The 16,784-nt window shown below is 66.9% G+C and carries 16 protein-coding genes; 10 read left to right on the top strand and 6 right to left on the bottom strand.

All coding sequences use genetic code 11. The annotated features are described in order from the left end of the window. Nucleotides 1-2: 2 nt before the first annotated feature. Nucleotides 3-242, top strand: coding sequence for a hypothetical protein (locus IHQ52_RS00330; protein ID WP_024499704.1), 240 nt, complete (start codon nt 3-5; stop codon nt 240-242). After that, nucleotides 239-1,483, top strand: coding sequence for an FAS1-like dehydratase domain-containing protein (locus IHQ52_RS00325; RefSeq protein WP_024499705.1), 1,245 nt, complete (start codon nt 239-241; stop codon nt 1,481-1,483). The genes IHQ52_RS00330 and IHQ52_RS00325 overlap by 4 nt, the downstream gene beginning before the upstream one ends. A gap of 69 nt (nt 1,484-1,552) precedes the next feature. Here IHQ52_RS00325 and IHQ52_RS00320 read toward each other — a convergent pair whose 3' ends face one another. From IHQ52_RS00320 to IHQ52_RS00295, 6 genes are all read right to left on the bottom strand, one after another. After that, complete coding sequence (locus tag IHQ52_RS00320) at nt 1,553-2,479, bottom strand: acyl-CoA thioesterase (protein WP_024499706.1); 927 nt, start codon at nt 2,477-2,479, stop codon at nt 1,553-1,555. Between the two features lie 51 nt (nt 2,480-2,530). After that, on the bottom strand, nt 2,531-3,382 hold the full coding sequence (locus IHQ52_RS00315; RefSeq protein ID WP_024499707.1) for a mycofactocin-coupled SDR family oxidoreductase: 852 nt from the start codon (nt 3,380-3,382) through the stop codon (nt 2,531-2,533). A 112-nt stretch (nt 3,383-3,494) separates the two neighbouring features. Beyond that, nucleotides 3,495-4,700 (bottom strand): thiolase family protein, encoded by a 1,206-nt coding sequence (locus IHQ52_RS00310; RefSeq protein ID WP_024499708.1) that lies wholly within the window; start codon nt 4,698-4,700, stop codon nt 3,495-3,497. After that, on the bottom strand, nt 4,700-5,167 hold the full coding sequence (locus IHQ52_RS00305) for a Zn-ribbon domain-containing OB-fold protein (protein WP_024499709.1): 468 nt from the start codon (nt 5,165-5,167) through the stop codon (nt 4,700-4,702). The genes IHQ52_RS00310 and IHQ52_RS00305 overlap by 1 nt, the downstream gene beginning before the upstream one ends. A gap of 36 nt (nt 5,168-5,203) precedes the next feature. Continuing rightward, nucleotides 5,204-6,766, bottom strand: a complete 1,563-nt coding sequence (locus IHQ52_RS00300; RefSeq protein ID WP_024499710.1) for an AMP-binding protein — start codon at nt 6,764-6,766, stop codon at nt 5,204-5,206. Nucleotides 6,767-6,840: 74 nt separating this feature from the next. Next, entirely contained in the window at nt 6,841-7,635 is a 795-nt protein-coding gene (locus tag IHQ52_RS00295) for an enoyl-CoA hydratase/isomerase family protein (protein ID WP_024499711.1), read from the bottom strand. Between the two features lie 166 nt (nt 7,636-7,801). Here IHQ52_RS00295 and IHQ52_RS00290 point away from each other — a divergent pair, with 166 nt between their 5' ends. From IHQ52_RS00290 to IHQ52_RS00250, 8 genes are read left to right on the top strand one after another with little or no spacing between them, the layout of a single operon-like run. Beyond that, the gene (locus IHQ52_RS00290) at nt 7,802-8,704 is read left to right on the top strand and encodes an SDR family oxidoreductase (RefSeq protein ID WP_024499712.1); all 903 of its coding nucleotides are present in this window, start codon (nt 7,802-7,804) and stop codon (nt 8,702-8,704) included. Nucleotide 8,705: 1 nt separating this feature from the next. Beyond that, on the top strand, nt 8,706-9,236 hold the full coding sequence (locus tag IHQ52_RS00285) for an FAS1-like dehydratase domain-containing protein (protein ID WP_024499713.1): 531 nt from the start codon (nt 8,706-8,708) through the stop codon (nt 9,234-9,236). After that, nucleotides 9,233-9,709 (top strand): MaoC/PaaZ C-terminal domain-containing protein, encoded by a 477-nt coding sequence (locus IHQ52_RS23560; protein WP_024499714.1) that lies wholly within the window; start codon nt 9,233-9,235, stop codon nt 9,707-9,709. The genes IHQ52_RS00285 and IHQ52_RS23560 overlap by 4 nt, the downstream gene beginning before the upstream one ends. A 7-nt stretch (nt 9,710-9,716) precedes the next feature. Further along, on the top strand, nt 9,717-10,955 hold the full coding sequence (locus tag IHQ52_RS00270) for a cytochrome P450 family protein (RefSeq protein WP_024499715.1): 1,239 nt from the start codon (nt 9,717-9,719) through the stop codon (nt 10,953-10,955). A 7-nt stretch (nt 10,956-10,962) separates the two neighbouring features. Next, nucleotides 10,963-12,270, top strand: coding sequence for an FAS1-like dehydratase domain-containing protein (locus tag IHQ52_RS00265; protein ID WP_024499716.1), 1,308 nt, complete (start codon nt 10,963-10,965; stop codon nt 12,268-12,270). Continuing rightward, a complete protein-coding gene (locus tag IHQ52_RS00260; protein ID WP_193748687.1) occupies nt 12,267-13,142 on the top strand; it encodes an enoyl-CoA hydratase/isomerase family protein in 876 nt (291 codons plus the stop codon). Before IHQ52_RS00265 ends, IHQ52_RS00260 begins: the two co-directional genes overlap by 4 nt. After that, on the top strand, nt 13,139-14,608 hold the full coding sequence (locus tag IHQ52_RS00255; protein WP_051349654.1) for a phosphotransferase family protein: 1,470 nt from the start codon (nt 13,139-13,141) through the stop codon (nt 14,606-14,608). Before IHQ52_RS00260 ends, IHQ52_RS00255 begins: the two co-directional genes overlap by 4 nt. Then, nucleotides 14,605-16,761, top strand: a complete 2,157-nt coding sequence (locus tag IHQ52_RS00250; RefSeq protein ID WP_024499719.1) for an acyl-CoA dehydrogenase family protein — start codon at nt 14,605-14,607, stop codon at nt 16,759-16,761. The genes IHQ52_RS00255 and IHQ52_RS00250 overlap by 4 nt, the downstream gene beginning before the upstream one ends. Nucleotides 16,762-16,784: the final 23 nt, after the last annotated feature.

Below are 16,784 nucleotides of genomic sequence, written 5' to 3'. Positions count from 1 at the left end.
CCGTGGGAGACCGGCAGAGCCCGGAACCCGTCGAGCAGATCCCGGCGGCGGACTGGACCGACCAGGACCTCCTCACCCGCGACGGTGCCGGCCTGCTCCTCGACGAGGAGATCGAGGCCGAGCGTGCGCGCGTCGAGTCGGCGAAGGATGCCGGCGACGACGCCGCGACCACCGAGGGCGAACGAAGGCTCAACCGGCTCATCGAGATCCGGCGATCGTTGACAGAGCGGAGTGATTCATGACGGTGACCGACAGCGGTTTCGGTGTGCTGACCGACGAGAAGATCGAACGCAGCCGACTGCGAAACGGTGTGCCCGAACGTATTCCGCATGCGCCGCACAACTATGAAGTGACCTGGGACGGAGTGCGACACTTCGCCCAGGCCTACGGCGACGACAACCCGCTGTTCTGCGACCGCGAGTACGGCGCGACGACCCGCTGGGGCGGATTGATCGCTCCGCCGGCCTTCCACTACACGATGGGTGAGGATGCCGCGCCGAAGCCGGATGCGGAGACCAAGGCGTTGTTCCGCGGCGATCCCTTCGCTGGCCTTGGGTCGTATCAGGCGGTCATGGAATTCGAGTGGTGGCGACCGCTCCACATCGGGGACCGGTTGAACTGCCTGCGTTCCCAGGTCGGTGTGGTCCCCAAGACGAGCAGCTTCGGCGGCCGGTCGGCGCACGTGACCCGGGCTTTCATCTACGACAACGCACGCGGTGAGCCCTGCGTGATCCGACGCGGAACCTGGATCAACGCCGAGCGTACGGCGTCGAAGAAGCGTAAGAAGGAGACCCTCGAACCGGAGCCGTACACGCCCGAACAGCTCGCCGAGATCGACGCGGCGTACGAGGCCGAGGAGCGTCGGGGTGCGGTGCCGCGGTACTGGGAGGACGTCGAGGTCGGTGATCCGCTGCCGACGAAGGTCAAGGGCCCGCTGGTCACGACGGACGTCGTCGTGTGGCACGTCGGCTGGGGTATGCAGCTGACCCCGAACGGAGCGTTCGGGCACGCGTACAAGATCCGGAAGAAGGCTCCCGGTCTGTATCCCCCGAACTCGCTGAACATCCCGGACACTGTGCAACGCCTGCACTGGGAACCCGAACGCGCACGCGAACTGGGGATCCCGACGTCGTATGACTACGGCGCCATGCGCGAGACCTGGCTGACGCACCTGCTGAGTGACTGGGTCGGCGACGACGGCTGGTTGTGGAAGCTGTCGGTGCAGCACCGGGGTTTCAACTACATGGGCGACACCACGTGGCTCAAGGGGCAGGTCGTCGACAAGCGTCAGGTCGACGGTCGCAACGAGGTCGACATCGAGCTCTGGTGCGAGAACCAGCGCGGTGCCATCACCTCGCCGGCAACCGCGACCGTCCTGTTGCCCACCCGGTCGGCGCCGGTCGAGCTGCCCGACCCGCCCGCCGACACTCGCGACGGCATCCTGCGGTACGAGATGGACCGGATCGCCGCCTCCGCTCCCTGAGCAGCTTCTACACAAAGTGCGGGATGAGTGTCGGAAATCGGCACTCATCCCGCACTCTGTTGTGATGCTCTAGCTGGCGTGGCCGTTGCGGCCGGCGGTGTGAGAACCGTTGCGCTTCTCGCGGTTACGGAACAGCGACTCCTGCGCGAGGCTTGCGAGCAATACTTCGTCCTCGTTGTAGATGCGGCCGGTGTACATGCCGCGGCCGCTCGAGGTCGACTCAGGTGCGAGGTCCATCAGCATCCACTGGTTGGGGTCGCACGGACGGTGGACCCAGACGGTGTGGTCGATACTGGGCAGGATGCCGACGTGCTTGACCATGGGCGCCTTGGAGAGTCCGGTGCACATGTCGGAGATGAAGACCAGGCCGCACGCCCGGAGGTTCGGGTCCGGGTTGTTCGGGTCCGTGTCGAGGGGTTCGGTGATGCGGATCCACAGACGCGTCGGCCACCGGTGGTATTGGTCGCCGTCGTCGGGGATGCGGACGTCGAGGTCGAGCATCCGGGGGTCCTGGGGGACCGAGGTCAGCTCAGTGGGAGCAACCGTGGCCGGCATGTCCTGCGCCTGGTAGTCGGCGCCCGGTTGCTCCCGCTGGAAGGAAGCGGCGAGATGGAGGATGTCCACGCCGTCCTGGCTGGCGACGACGCGCCGCACCGAGTACCGGCCGCCGTCACGTTCGCGGGTGACGGTGAAGGTGATCGGTTTGGTCGCATCACCCGGGACCAGGAAGTAGCAGTGCATCGAGTGGGCGAGCCGGTTGTCCGGCAGGGTGAGTGAGGCGGCGCGCAGGGATTGGGCGGTCAGACGACCCCCGTAGAGGCCACGCGGATCGTCGGCACTGGCGGGCCCTGCGATGAACACGTCGTTACCGACGTCGGCGAGCGAGAGGGCCCCGGAGACGGTCGAGGCGACCTCCCCGTTGTGGAATCCCGGTGGTGTCCCGTTGACCGAATCGACGGCCACGTCGTCGGCCTCGCTCGTGTTGCGTGCTGTCATGTTCCCTCGCTCCCGTGCTTCCCCACCTCACTGTTCCCGCGCTGCGGGAGGTCAGAGGGGAACCGCCTTGGCGATCGCGCCGGCGTCCACCTTCAGTTGCGAGCCGGTGACGTATCGGGACTCATCCGACGCCAGGTACACGACGGCGTTACTGACGTCGAGCGGGTCGACCCACGGCACCGGGATCGCGTTCATCACCGGGAAGGACAGGGACGCATCGTCCTTCGTCGGGGATTCGAGGTCGGGCCGGAACATCCGGTACATAGCGTCGTTCTGCAACATGTCGGTGTCGCAGTTGCCGGGATGGACGGCGTTCACGCGGATGCCACGCGGTGCGACGAGGATCGAGAAGTCGTGCACGAGTTGGGCGATGGCCCGCTTGGAGTAGCCGTAACCGGCGCCGCCGGGGCCGGTGGCCGGGTTGTCGACGGCGCCCGGGGTGAGTCCGGCGACCGAGCCGATGCCGATCAGTGACGCCCCATCGCCCAGATGGGGGTACGCGGCGTTGAAGGTGTTGATCAGGCCCACCAGGTTGACGTCGATGACGTCGAGGAAGGTGTTCGGCGGTGTCTGGCCCAGGGGGCAGACACCGGCGTTGGCGACGACGATGTCGAGATGACCGAAGGCCTCGACGCCGGCGGCGACCGCCTCGTCGAGGGCGCTGCGATCGCGGACATCCGCCGCCCGCGTGATGATCGACCGTCCGGTCTTCTCGACCAGCCGCACGGTCTCGTCGAGGTCTTCCTGCGACGCCAGCGGATAGGTCATGTTCTCCACCGGACGGGGGAGATCGACGCCGATGATGTCGGCTCCCTCCTCGGCGAGGCGCAGTGCATGGCTTCGGCCCTGGCCTCGTGCCACGCCGGTGACGAACGCTACTTTTCCTGCTAGTCGAGCTGACATGGTGGCTCCTTGCGTAAACAGACAAACAAGTTAACTCTTTTAGTTATTAGACACCATGCCAGCCGACCGCAGTGGTGTTTCGGCCCGCAGGGGTTCTTCGACGATGTCCGACTCAGGCGACGGACCGCTCCAGGACGTGGATCCCGCAGGCCGAACCGAGCCCGATGACGTGGGCCAAACCGACTCGCGCACCCTCGATCTGGCGATCACCGGCCTCACCGCGAAGGTGGTGGCAGACCTCCCAGACGTTGGCGATACCGGTGGCCGAGATCGGGTGTCCCTTTGATTCCAGGCCGCCGGAGACATTGACCGGCGTCGTGCCGGTGCGCCACGTGGCACCGCTCTCGAAGAAGTCGACCGCATTGCCGGGCTCGCACAGACCGAGGTTGTCGTAGTGGACGAGTTCGGCGGTGGCGAAACAGTCGTGCAGTTCGACCAGATCCAGATCCGACGGTCCGATGCCGGCCAGCTCGTAGGCCTTCTGCGCCGCGTTGCGGGTGAGGGTGTTGACGTCGGGCAGCACCTGGCAGGCTTCCTGCCACGGGTCGGAGGTGAGGACCGAGGCCGAGATCTTGACCGCGCGTCGACGCTGCTCGAGCGAGAGCTTCGACAGTTCGCTGTCGCTGACCAGGACCGCCGCAGCCGCGCCGTCGCAGTTCGCCGAACACATGGACCGGGTGTTCGGGTAGGCGATCATGACGTCGTTCTTGATCTGCTCGGCCGACATGGATTTCGTGTAGGCCGCAAGCGGATTGAGCGTCGAATGCTCGTGGTTCTTCTCGGCGATGCGGGCGAACAGGTCGAGCGGGACGCCGGAGTAGTCGGCCTCGTGGAGGTATTCCATGCCGACCTGGGCGAACACGCCCGGCATCGCCTCGGTGCCGACGCGTCCGTCGAGTCCGGTCACGGCACCGAACCGGCCCTGCGGTGTCCACTCGTTGCCGGCCGAGGGCTTCGCCCGCCCGCCCAGGAGTCCGGCGCCGGCCAGCTTTTCGACGCCGACGGCGAGAGCGTAGCGGGCCTCACCGGCCTTGATGGCCATCACCGCGGTGCGCAGCGCGGTGGCGCCGGTGGCGCACGCGTTGCTCACGTTGTAGACGGGAATGCCGGTCTGGCCGATCTGCTTCTGCAGGGCCTGACCGAATCCCGGCGGTGCCATGATGTTCCCGGCGGCCAGCACGTCGATGTCCGACATGGTGATCCCGGCGTCGGCGATCGCGGCCAGAGAGGCCTCGGCGCCCAGGTCGACCACGTCGCGATCGAGGTGCTTGCCGAACTTGGTCATGTAGATACCCAGAATCCACACGTTCTCCGACATCAGACTGCCTCCCCATTTCCGGATGTATCCGGTTCGAATCCGAAACCGATTGCCTCGACGCCGTTGTCATCGGTCCCGACCACATAGGTCGCCAGGCGCAGCGGCATGCCCAGGGTGATGTTCTCGGGAGTCGGGTCGGTGTTGATGACGTTCCCGCGGACATGGGTTCCGTCGCAATCGATCACGCCGGCGACGAAGGGTACCGGGACGCCGGGGGCCGCGAAGGACACGATCGTGTAGGTGCGTAACGTCCCGGTGGTCGGGACGTCGACATCGGTGAACTCGGTACCGAAGCACGATGCGCACGCGTTCCGGTGGTCGAAGTACCGCGCCGAACACTTGGTGCACTCGTGCGCGATGAGGTGAGGTTGATCGCCGAGGACGAGGTAGTCGACGATGGGCACCGCACCGGGCTGGGTGTCCGCCGAATCCGGCGGTGCCGCGGTGGATGTGGACGTGTCGGTCATGTGGAGTCGTTCCCTTTCGTGTGCGGGTATGTGCCGTCAGACGTGCCGGCCGCTGGCGGTCCAGAACTCGTCGCGAAGAGTGCGTTTCAGGAGCTTCCCGGTCTCGGTGCGCGGCAGCGTCTCCCGGAACTCGACGCTGCGCGGGCACTTGTAGCGGGCGAGCCGTTCTTTGCTCCAGGCGATGAGCTCGTCGGCGAGGCCGTCGGTGTCGGTCGCCGAATCTGCGGTCACCACCAGGGCTTTGACCTGTTCGCCCCATTCGGGATCGGGGATTCCGATGACCGCGACGTCGGCGACGGCGGGATGCGCCGACAGGACACCCTCGATCTCCGCCGGGTATATGTTCACGCCGCCGCTGATGATCATGTCCTTGGCGCGGTCGCAGATGAACAGATAACCGTCGTCGTCGAGGTATCCGATGTCGCCGATGGTGAACGACCGTCCGCGGAAAGCCGACCTGGTGGTCTCGGGGTCGCCGCGGTACTCGAAGGTCGAGGTCGCCGACTCCAGGTAGACATTGCCGATCTCGCCGGCCGGCAGTTCGTTACCGTCGTCATCGAGGATGCGCACCGCCATACCCGCAACAGCACGGCCGACGGTGCCCGGCTTCTCCAGCCAGCGGTGGGGTTTCGCGATCGTCGCGGCCCCCTCCATCCCGCCGTAGGTCTCCCAGATCACCGGACCCCACCAGTCGAACATCTGCTTCTTGACCTCGAGCGGGCACGGCGCCGCAGAGTGGGCGACGACCTTCAGGCTCGAGTGGTCGTAGCGGTTGCGGACCTCCTCGGGGAGTCGGAGCAGGCGGACGAACTGGGTCGGCACCATGTAGGCGGTCGTCACCCGATGCTCGTCGATCATCCGCAGCGTGTCCTCGGGGTCGAACTTCCCGCCGATGGCGAGTGCCTGGCCGACGTTCAGGGCGCCGAGGTAGAAGCCTTGACAGCCACCATGATTCATTCCTGTCGAAACGAGGTGGACGCCGTCGAAGGGCAGGAACTGGAAGGCGCGACCGAAGGTGGACATGGCATTTGCCGCAGCCGACGGTTCGAGCGCGGGGAGCGGACGCATGACGCCCTTCGGCTTGCCGGTGGTGCCCGACGAGTAGGAGATCGCACCGCCGAGGACCCGATTCTCCGGAAGGGTGTCGGGATGCGAGGCGATCAGTTCCTCGTACGGCAGGAAGCCCGGGATGTCACCGCCGACGGCCACCGCGAGTTTCAGCGTGTCCGTGTTGCCGACGTCGCTCATCCGGTCGGCGAAGTCGGGGTGGACCGCCACGGCCACCGCACCCGAGTGTTCGAGGATGTCGATGAACTCGGCCGCTGACAGCGCGGGATTCAATGCGAGATAACGGATTCCCATCTCCGCGCAGGCGAGCTGCCAGATCACCGGATAGACGTCGTTGGGCAGCGCGTAGGCGACGATGTCGCCGGCACCGAGGCCCTGTGCGCGCAATGCGTGTACAAGTCGATGCGCGCTGCCGGTCAGCTCGTCGTACGTCATCGTGCGTCCGCTCGGGGAGGCGACGATCGCCGGTCGGTCGGGATGATCCTCGGCGATCCACCAGACGCCGAGTCGACGGTCCCAGGGGTGTTTCACGTCTACCTCCGTCAGTCTCCGCCGCACGGCGGAGGCCAAATAGTTGTATCAGTTATCTGTTTCCCGAGCCAGGGTCATCGGTAGGTGGGCGGATCGTTCCGTCGCGGCTGCGCCCGCCGGACCTCGGCGGGCTGGTTGCCGATGTGGGTGTAGGCCATGCCGTTCTGCAGCGCGGCGCTGCGGGTCATGTCGAGGGATTCCCAGATGGCGCGCACTGTGCCCTGCACCGCGACCGGGTTGCGGGCGGCGATCGACGCGGCGATCTCGTGGGCACGCGACCGCAGGTTCTCGCGCTCCACCACCTCGGTGACCAGGCCCAGGCGCAGTGCGGTGTCGGCGGTGATCCGCTCCTCGGTGCCCATCAGTGCCCAGCGCAGGACGTCACCCAGGGGCACGCCGCGGTTGAGCATCCCGATCGGTTCGAGGGCCGAGACGATGCCGCCGTTGGCGTGCGGGTCGAAGAACTCCGCATCGGCCGAGGCGATGATGATGTCGGATTCGTTGAGGAAGTACTGGGCGCCGCCGGCGGCCATGCCGTGCACGGCGGCGACCACCGGCTTCCACACGCGGTGATGGATCTTCGGCGACAGCGTGACGCCGGGATCGAAGGTGTTCCAGACGTTGTCCTTGGCGAACCAGGACGTACCACCCTTGATGTCGGCGCCGGTGGAGAAGGCTCGGTCGCCGTTCGCCTGGATGACCACGGCGTGGACGTCGGCGTCCTCGCGGATGGTCGTCCATGCCCACTCCATCTCCGCCGCCATCGTGTCGTCGAAGGAGTTCAGGGCCTCCGGACGGTCGAGCGTGATGGTCGCGACGTGGTCGTCGGAGACCTCGTATTCGATGGTCGTGAGGGTGTCGGCGGTGATCGAGGAGGGGGCCTCGGAGTGCTTCTCGTCAGTGAGTTCCGTAGTCACAGAACAACTCCCGGGGTGTCGACGGCGCTCTTGGCCGAAACTGTGAATGTGGTGACAATCATGCAAATCAGTGTACTATTACAACCTGGATCGAGAAGCCGATTACTGGGAGCGATGCATGGGGAGTCTGGACGGCCGCGTGGCCATCATCACCGGGGCTGGGCGCGGAATCGGACGGGAGCATGCGCTGCTGTTCGCCCGCGAGGGAGCGGAGGTCGTGGTCAACGATCTCGGGGGCTCGCGTGACGGCAGCGGTGCCGACGCCTCTGCCGCGGAGCAGGTGGTCGAGGAGATCAAGGCCCTCGGCGGCAAGGCCGTCGCCAACCACGACGACGTCGCCTCCTGGGAGGGGGCGCAGTCGCTGATCAACACCGCGGTCGAGTCCTTCGGGGACCTTCACGTGCTGGTCAACAATGCCGGCATCCTTCGCGACCGGACCGTCGTCAACATGTCCGAGGACGAATGGGACGCGGTCATCAAGGTTCATCTCAAGGGGCACTTCGCGCCGCTGCAGAACGCTGCGGCGTACTGGCGCGAACGGTCCAAGATCGAGCCCGGCGTCAAGCGCGCGGTCATCAACACCAGCTCCACCTCGGGTCTCTTCGGCCAGCCCGGTCAGGTCAACTACGGTGCGGCCAAGATGGGCATCGCCGCGATGACCATGATCGCCGCCGGCGAGCTGGCCCGGTACGACGTCCGGGTCAACGCCATCGCGCCCGCTGCGTTGACACGCCTGACCGCCGGGCTGCCCGGCGTGCCGGACCCGGAGAAGGGTGAGCAGGCCGGGCCGATGGACCCGGCGAACGTCTCCCCGTTCGTCGGTTACCTGGGGACGGAGAACTGCCCGATCACCGGTCGGGTCTTCTTCGTCATGGGCAACAAGGTCAAGCTGTTCCAGCCGTGGGCGATCATCGACTCCATCGAGAAGCCCGGCGACGAGCGCTGGACGATCGCCGAGCTCGAGACCGAGGCCGCACGTCTGGCAACCGTTCCCTTCGACCTCGGCAACTGGCGGGACTGACATGGCCGTTCGGCGATTCCCGATCGAGTCCGGCCACGTTCAGCAGTTCGCTCGTGCGATCGGGGACACCGCCGAGGTGTACTCCGATGCGACCGCCGACGCCGGCGGGCTCGACGGCGCGGTCATCCCGCCGACGTTTCTGCAGGCGAGTGCCCAGTTCGATGCGGACTATCAGCTGCGCCCGAAACCAGGGAAGGCGTGGATCGGGTCCGGGGCCGACCCCACCGGCGCCGGAGCACCGCGGACAGGAGCACAGAACGCGACGCCTCGCGACGCCGCATCGCCCGACGCGAAGCACACCAGCAATGTGCTGCACGCCGAACAACGCTTTCACTTCGTTCGACCGGTGCGGGTGGGTGAGATCCTGCGCACGTCGGTGCGGACCGGTGACACCTGGGAGAAGAAGGGGCGCAAAGGGGGAGCGATGGTCTTCACCGAATCCGTCACCGACTACCTCGACGAGTCCGGCGAGGTGGTGGCGACCGCCACCGCCGTCGCCGTGAGCACCGCCCCCGCGGAGAAGACGTCATGAGCGTGGACACGTCCACGCCGACCGCCCAGCCCGTCGTCGGCGACACCCGCGAGGCCATCCTCGTCGAGGACCTCTCCCGGACCCAGATCGTGCAGTACGCGGGTGCGTCCGGCGACTACAACCCGCTGCACACCGACGAGCTGTTCGCGCGCGAGGTCGCGGGGGTACCAACGGTTTTCGCGCACGGGATGTTGACGATGGGGATGACCGGCCGGCTGGTGACCGACTGGTTCGGTGCCGCCGCGGTCGAGGACTACTCGGCGCGGTTCGTCGCGCAGGTGTGGCCCGGCGACACCCTCGTGGGACGCGCCACCGTCACCGAGGTCGAGGCGATCGAGCGAACCGAGACCACGCGGGTGCAACTGGTGCTCGAGACAACCAATCAGCGCGACGAGACCGTCCTGAAGGGCACGGCGACCGTGTTGCTCGACCGTGAGGTCGATCTGATGCCAACCGATGGCAACGAAAGGTGAACCTCCCATGACCAGCGTCGCAACCCCGACCATGTCGGTGACCAACCTGGCCGATCCGGTGATGTACTACAACCCGTATCCGCGGTACGCCTACCTCCGCGAGAATGAACCCGTCTCCCGCCTGAAGGCCCCGATGATGGTGCGCGGCACCGGATATATGGTGACCCGGCACGCCGATGTCCAGGCACTGCACACCGACGAACGCTTCTCCACCGACTCCATGCGCTACGGCGGTGCGGCGCGATTCAACTGGATGCTCCCGCAGACCATCAAGCTGCTCAGCGAGACGATGGTGTTCAAAGACGACCCGGAACACAAGCGTCTTCGTACCCTGGTGCACAAGGCGTTCACCCCGAAACTGATTGCGGGGATGAGCGATCAGGTCACCGACATCGCCAACGAACTGGTCGACGAGTTGGCCCGCAAGAAGGACGTCGACCTGGTCAACGACTACGCGGTCGAGCTCCCGCTCCGGGTGATCTCCTCGATGCTCGGCGTCAACGACGCCGACCGCGCGGAGTTCCACCACCTGGTCAACAAGATGACCGAGGACTCCGGCGCCGGTCCGATCGGCATGGTCCGCCGGATGCCCGTCGCGAACAAACTGCTCAAGTTCATCCAGCATCTCGCCGACGAGGCCCGCGCGCATCCGGACGAGAACCTGATCTCGGCGATCGTCGAGGCCCGCGAGGACGGCGACCGTCTGACCGATCGCGAAGTGCTCGGCATGATCTTTCTGTTGCTGCTCGCCGGCCACGACACGACGTCGAACCTGATCGGCAGCAGCACATTGGCTTTGGTGCGCAACCCCGAACAACTGCAGGCGCTCCGCGAGGACGAGGCGCTGTGGCCCACCGCCATCGAGGAGTTGCTGCGGTACACGACCCCGGTGGCGTGTGCGGCCCCGCGTATCGCCATCGAGGATGTCGAGTTCGCCGGCACCCACATCCCGCAGGGCAGCCAGGTGGTCGGCATGATCATCTCCGCCAACCGCGACAAGGAGGTGTACGACGATCCGGAGTCACTGGACCTGGCGCGCTTCCCGAACAAGCACATGTCCTTCGCGTTCGGCGCGCACTACTGCCTCGGCCATCACCTGGCCCGCCTCGAAGGCCGTGTCGCGTTGCGCACCCTGATCGAGCGGTTCCCCTCCCTCGAGGTGAGAGTGCCCGACACCGACCTGCGATACAAGGCGACCCTGTCGCTGCGCGGTCTGAAGTCGTTGCCGATGCGCGTCGGTGGGTGACACGACCATGAGCCAGACCTCCACGAAGAACGACTCTTCGGCAGATGCCGACTTCGATCACCCGATCAGAGATGAGGACATCGAGAAGGCCAAACTCCTCCTCGGCCTCGAGGCGCCCAAGAGCATCGACGAGTTCTATTCCGTCGCAACACCTGACGCGCTGCGAAACTTCACCCGCGCCTATGGTGACGACAACCCGCTGTTCACCGATCCCGCGTACGGCGCACGGACACGGTGGGGAAGCCAGATCGCGCCGCCGATGATGCCGATCGCGCTGTCGCGCAAGATGCTCGGCGACCCGATCCCCGAGGACATCCGCCAGGCCACCAAACGTCTCTTCTCCGGCGTACACCTGTTCGTGTCCGGGCAGACCAGCGAGTGGTTTCGTCCGGTGCTGCCGGGTGACGAGCTCTACGGCTTCGGCGGACTCGAGTCGATCGAGGAGAAGACCAGCGAGTTCGCCGGTCGCTCGGTGATCCGTGTGCTCCGGACGGTTCGGGTCAACCAACGGGCCGAGGTCGTCTCCATCGACCGTGTCATCCTCATCGCCACCGAACGCAAGAAGTCACGCGAGCGCGGCAAGAACATGAGCATCGAAGCCGCGTCGTACACCGACGATCAGATCGCCGAGATCGACGAGATCTACGCGGCGGAGGGTCCTCGCGGTGCGCAGAAGCGCTGGTTCGAGGACGTCGAGATCGGGGAGAAGCTGCGGCCGATGGCCAAGGGTCCGCTCACTCTGACCGACATCATCTGTTTCCACTCGGGCGGTTACGGTTTCGCGCCCTACGGGATCGCCCACGGGCGTCTCGGTTACGAGAACCGGCAACGAAAGCCCAAGTTCTACATCAAGAACCAGGCCGGTATCCCCGATGTGGCGCAGCGTCTGCACTGGGAGAACGAGTGGTCGCAGTCCATCGGCAACCCGATGGCCTACGACTACGGCGTGACCCGCGAATGCTGGCTGACCCACTTCGTCACCGACTGGATGGGCGACGACGCCTGGCTCGTCCGCCAGCACGACGAGATGCGCAAGTTCAACTACATCGGCGACACCCAGATCATCACCGGCGAGGTCGTCGGCAAGCGGGTCGTCGACGGTGTCGGCCACGTCGACCTCGAGTTCCGCGCCACCAACCAGCGGGGTGAGGTCACCGCGCCGGCGACCGCGACCGTCGCGCTGCCGAGCCGCGAACACGGACCGGTGCTGCTGCCGAAACCCGCGGAGGAGTTGGAGCGCACCGCGATCGAGATGATGGGGCGCCATCGGGAACTCCTCTACAGCGCCGGTTCGGAGCGGAAGGCAGGCAGGTGACCGCATCGGTGAACGGCACCGTGGGGATCGCCGAACTCGCCGCACGACGCGGCGGCTCGGTGATCGACACCGGCACCGACGTCGTCGCGGCCTCGGTCGTCGACCGCGTGGGCCTCGTGGTCCTCAACCGTCCGGAGCGGCGAAACGCGCTGCACCCGGGTATGTACGAGGCGGTACCGCGTCTGCTGATGGAGTTCGCCGCAGATCCCGAGATCGGGTCCGTGCTGATCACCGGGGCCGGCACCACGTTCTGCGCCGGCGGGGACGTGCGCCGCAAGGTGGAGAACGCCGGCGGCAGCATCGAGGAGCGGGCCGCCGGCCTCACCCACAACGCACGGATCTCCACGCTCCTGCACGACATGCCCAAGGTGACGATCGCGGCTCTTCCCGGCGCCGCTGTGGGTGCGGGTCTGTCCATTGCGCTCGCGACGGATCTGCGGATCGCCGCGTCGTCGGCGAAGCTGGTCGCCGGCTGGGGCGACCTCGGATTCTCCGGTGACTTCGGCGGGACCTGGTTCCTCACCCGGCTGCTCGGTCCGTCGCGGGCGATGGAGTTCCTGGTGTCCGGCGAGCCGATGTCGGCGCCGCAGGCCCAGGACTGGGGTCTGGTCAACCGGGTGGTCTCCGACGCAGAGCTCGCCGAGGCAGCCCTCGACTGGGCCACCGCCGTCGCGGCCGGTCCGCGCCAGGCCTGGGCGGCGACGAAGGGCAACGTGCTGCGCGCTGCCGAGATGAGTTTGTCCGAAGCGCTCCCGCTGGAGAGCGAACAGATGGTGAGATCGGGTATGACCGACGAGCACAAGGCTGCCGTCCGCGCCTGGATGGAACGCGCGCAGATGGACCGGGCGGCGCGCAGCCGGGAGGGCCGATGACGGCAGCCGAGGTGACCGACAAGAAGTCCACCGGTCCGGCGAGGCGGGCTCCGAAGGGCCTGCCCGACGAATTGCGGTCCTGGATCGTCGACGTGACCGGTGCAGAGGACGTCACGGCTCGGCAGGTGCCGGGTGGTGCGAGCCGTCAGGCATGGTTCGTCGACGCCCACGGTGGCCGGGCCGGCAGCGGCGAGCTGTTCCTCCGCTATGATCCGCGGGAACCGAAGCCGGGCAGTGCGTTTCATCCGCTGTCGGTGGAGGCCGAGATCATGGCGGCGCTCAACCGGGCCGGTGCCTGCATACCACGCGTCGTCGCCGCTCACCCGACGCTGCAGGCGGTGCTGCTCGAGCGCGTCGGCGGCGAGACGTGGTTCTACCTCATCAAGGACCCGGACGAGCAGGTCACCGTCGCCCGCGACTTCATCGGCAAACTGGCCGCGATCCACCGCATCGACCCACGTGAACTCGACATCGCCTCACTCGGCCCGGTGAAGACGGTGCCGGAACACCTCGACGACGAACTCGCCGGCATCCGTGCACGAATGGGACGGAAGTCGGCGCCGGCGCCGCTGCTCGCGTTCTGCGTCGACTGGCTCGAACGCAACAAGCCCGACTACGACGGTCCGCCGGTCCTCGTCCAGGGCGACACCGGTCCCGGCAACTTCATGTACGCCGACGGTGAGGTCACCGCGATCGTCGACTGGGAACTGGCACACCTCGGGGACCCGATGGACGACATCGCGTGGCTCTCCCTACGCAGTGCGCAGGACCCGTTCACGCACTTCCCCGATCGTCTCGCCGACTACGAGCAGCTCACCGGGAACCGCATCGACGTCCAGCGAGTCTGGTACTACCGGCTTCTCGCCGAAGCGAAGATGTCGACGTTCCACGATGGCGTCGATGACCGACGCGGCGCCCTCGTCGTCGGTTCTCCCGACGCCGGGAACAGCATGATCTACGGGATGCTGCACCGCAGGCTACAGATCGAGGCGCTCGGACATGCTGCGGGACTGGACATGTCACGACTCGACTTCGCACCCGAACCAGGAGATGACGCGAATCAGCATGTCTTCGAGGCCACGCTCGAGGTGTTGCGCGCCGCCGCCCGCACGGCCGGTGACCCACTCGCTGCACGCTGGACCAAGGGGGCGGCGAGACTGGTGAAGTACCTCAAGGAATGCGACCGGGTCGGCGACGACCTCGACGCCGACGAACGTGCCGAACTCGCCGCGCTCCTCGGGGAGGAGCCATCGAGTATCGAGACCGGTCGCGCCGAACTCGCGCGTCGCACCATCGAGGGGACGATCGACGTCGGTGACTACGTCGCGCAGATGTGGCGATCGGTCCAGCGCGACGACTACCTGATGCGGACCGCCTCCGGTGCGCTCTACGAACGCACCTGGCCTCCGCTCACCGACGACCATCCACATCCAGACCCCCAGAAGACCTCCCGGGAGCAGCAATGAGCATCGCCCTGACCGAAGACCACGTCGAACTGGGTTCGGTGGTCCGAGACTTCACCATCGAGCGCAAGGTGCGCGCCGAGGCCCGTGCACTTCTCGACGCCTCCGAGGAGCAGCGGCCCACGTTCTGGAAAGAACTGGCCGAGGTCGGTTGGCTCGGACTGCACGTCGCCGACGAGTACGGCGGTTCGGGATACGGCATCGCCGAACTCGTCGTCGTCGTGGAGGAACTGGGCCGCGCCGTCGCTCCGGGTCCGTTCCTGCCCACCGTCATCGCCTCATCTGTCCTCGGTCACGCCGACGAGGAGCTGCGCGGTCGATGGCTCCCCGAATTGGTCGACGGATCGCTCACCGCCGGTGTCGGACTCGCGTCGTCTCTGGAGGCCTCCGGCGATGCCGTCTCCGGCAAGGTCGGCGCGGTGCTCGGTGCGCCTCTCGCCGACATCCTGATGCTCATCGACGGCGATGACGTGCTGATCGTCGAGTCCTCCGCGAACGGGCTGAGCGTCGAGACGAAGGCCGATCTCGACCCGACCCGCCGTTCCGGCAAGGTCACGCTGACCGACACGCCGGTCACCCGGATCTCCGGGATCGGCTCGACCGCATTGGCTCTCACGAGAACACTGGTCGCCGCGGAAGCCGTGGGTGGTGCGCAGGACACGCTCGAGTCGGCCGTGGCGTATGCGAAGGTGCGCGAACAGTTCGGCCGGACCATCGGATCGTTCCAGGCGGTCAAACATCATTGTGCGAACATGCTCGTCGGTGCCGAGGCCGCGACCGCGGCCGTGTGGGATGCCGCCCGCGCCGCCGACGAAGGGGTCGAGGCCTTCGGTCTCACCGCCGCCTCGGCCGCCACGCTGGCGCTGCCCGCGTATTCGACCAACGCGGAACTGAACATCCAGGTCCACGGCGGAATCGGCTTCACCTGGGAACACGATGCGCACCTCCACCTGCGCCGGGCGACGGTGCTCAAGGGATTGTTCGGCGGGCAGGAACCGGCCCGGGACGTGTTCACGTTCGCGGCGTCGGGGATCGCCCGCGCCAACAGCCTCGATCTGCCGCCCGAGGCGGAGGAACTACGGGTCCGCGTGCGGGCCGACATCGCCGACATCGCCGCTGCCGAAGGTGAGGCGGCGCAACGCGAGAAGCTCATCGAGACCGGGTACGTGATGCCGCACTGGCCCAAGCCGTGGGGCCGTGCCGCCGACGCCGTCGAGCAGCTCGTGATCGAGGAGGAGTTGGCCGCGGCGGGTGTGAAGCGTCCCGAGTACAGCATCACCGGCTGGGTCATCCTCACCCTCATCCAGCACGGAACCCAGGATCAGATCGACCGGTTCGTGAAGCCGGCCCTGCTCGGCGACGAGATCTGGTGCCAGCTGTTCTCCGAGCCCGACGCCGGCTCTGACGCGGCCGCGGTGAAGACCCGGGCGACGCGCGTCGACGGTGGCTGGCGGATCAACGGACAGAAGGTGTGGACCAGCGGGGCGCATCTCTGTAAACGGGGCCTGGCCACGGTCCGGACCGATCCGGAAGCACCGAAGCACAAGGGCATCACCGCCGTGCTCATCGACATGTCCGCGCGGGGCGTCGAGGTGCGGCCGCTGCGTCAGATCACCGGTGGCGCCGAGTTCAACGAGGTGTTCTTCACCGACGTCTTCGTGCCCGACGCCGACGTCGTGGGTGAACCCAACGACGGGTGGACGGTGGCCCGGGCGACACTGGGCAACGAACGCGTGAGCATCGGCGGCGGCACCGCCGGCAGCGAGGGTGCCGCGACCTACATGCTCAAGCTCGCCGAGCGCTATGCCGACGGGCTCGAGGGATCGAGGGTGAAGATCGGCGAGTTCCTCGCGGTCGAGGATGCGCTCCGCCTCCTCAACCTGCGTCGTGTTGCCCGTTCGGTCGCGGACGCGGGGCCGGGGCCGGAGGGCAATGTCACCAAATTGCTTCTCGCCGAGCACATCAGCGACCGCGCACGGCTGTCGGCCGAACTCATCGGCCCCGACGTCGCGTTCCTCTCGGGAGCGGGCAAGATGGCCGGTCTGCTGGTGCTCGCGGCGCGCGGTATGTCGATCGCCGGCGGTACCTCGGAGATCACCCGGAATCAGATCGCCGAGCGGATCCTCGGCCTGCCCCGCGATCCGCTCAACCGGTGACGGCGGACTTGGGGGATGGTCGG

It is taken from the genome of Gordonia amicalis, from assembly GCF_022059885.1.
In the GTDB taxonomy this organism is placed as follows: Bacteria; Actinomycetota; Actinomycetes; order Mycobacteriales; family Mycobacteriaceae; genus Gordonia; species Gordonia amicalis.
Note: the sequence above shows the minus strand (reverse complement) of the source record. Positions and strands in the feature narration are given on the sequence as shown.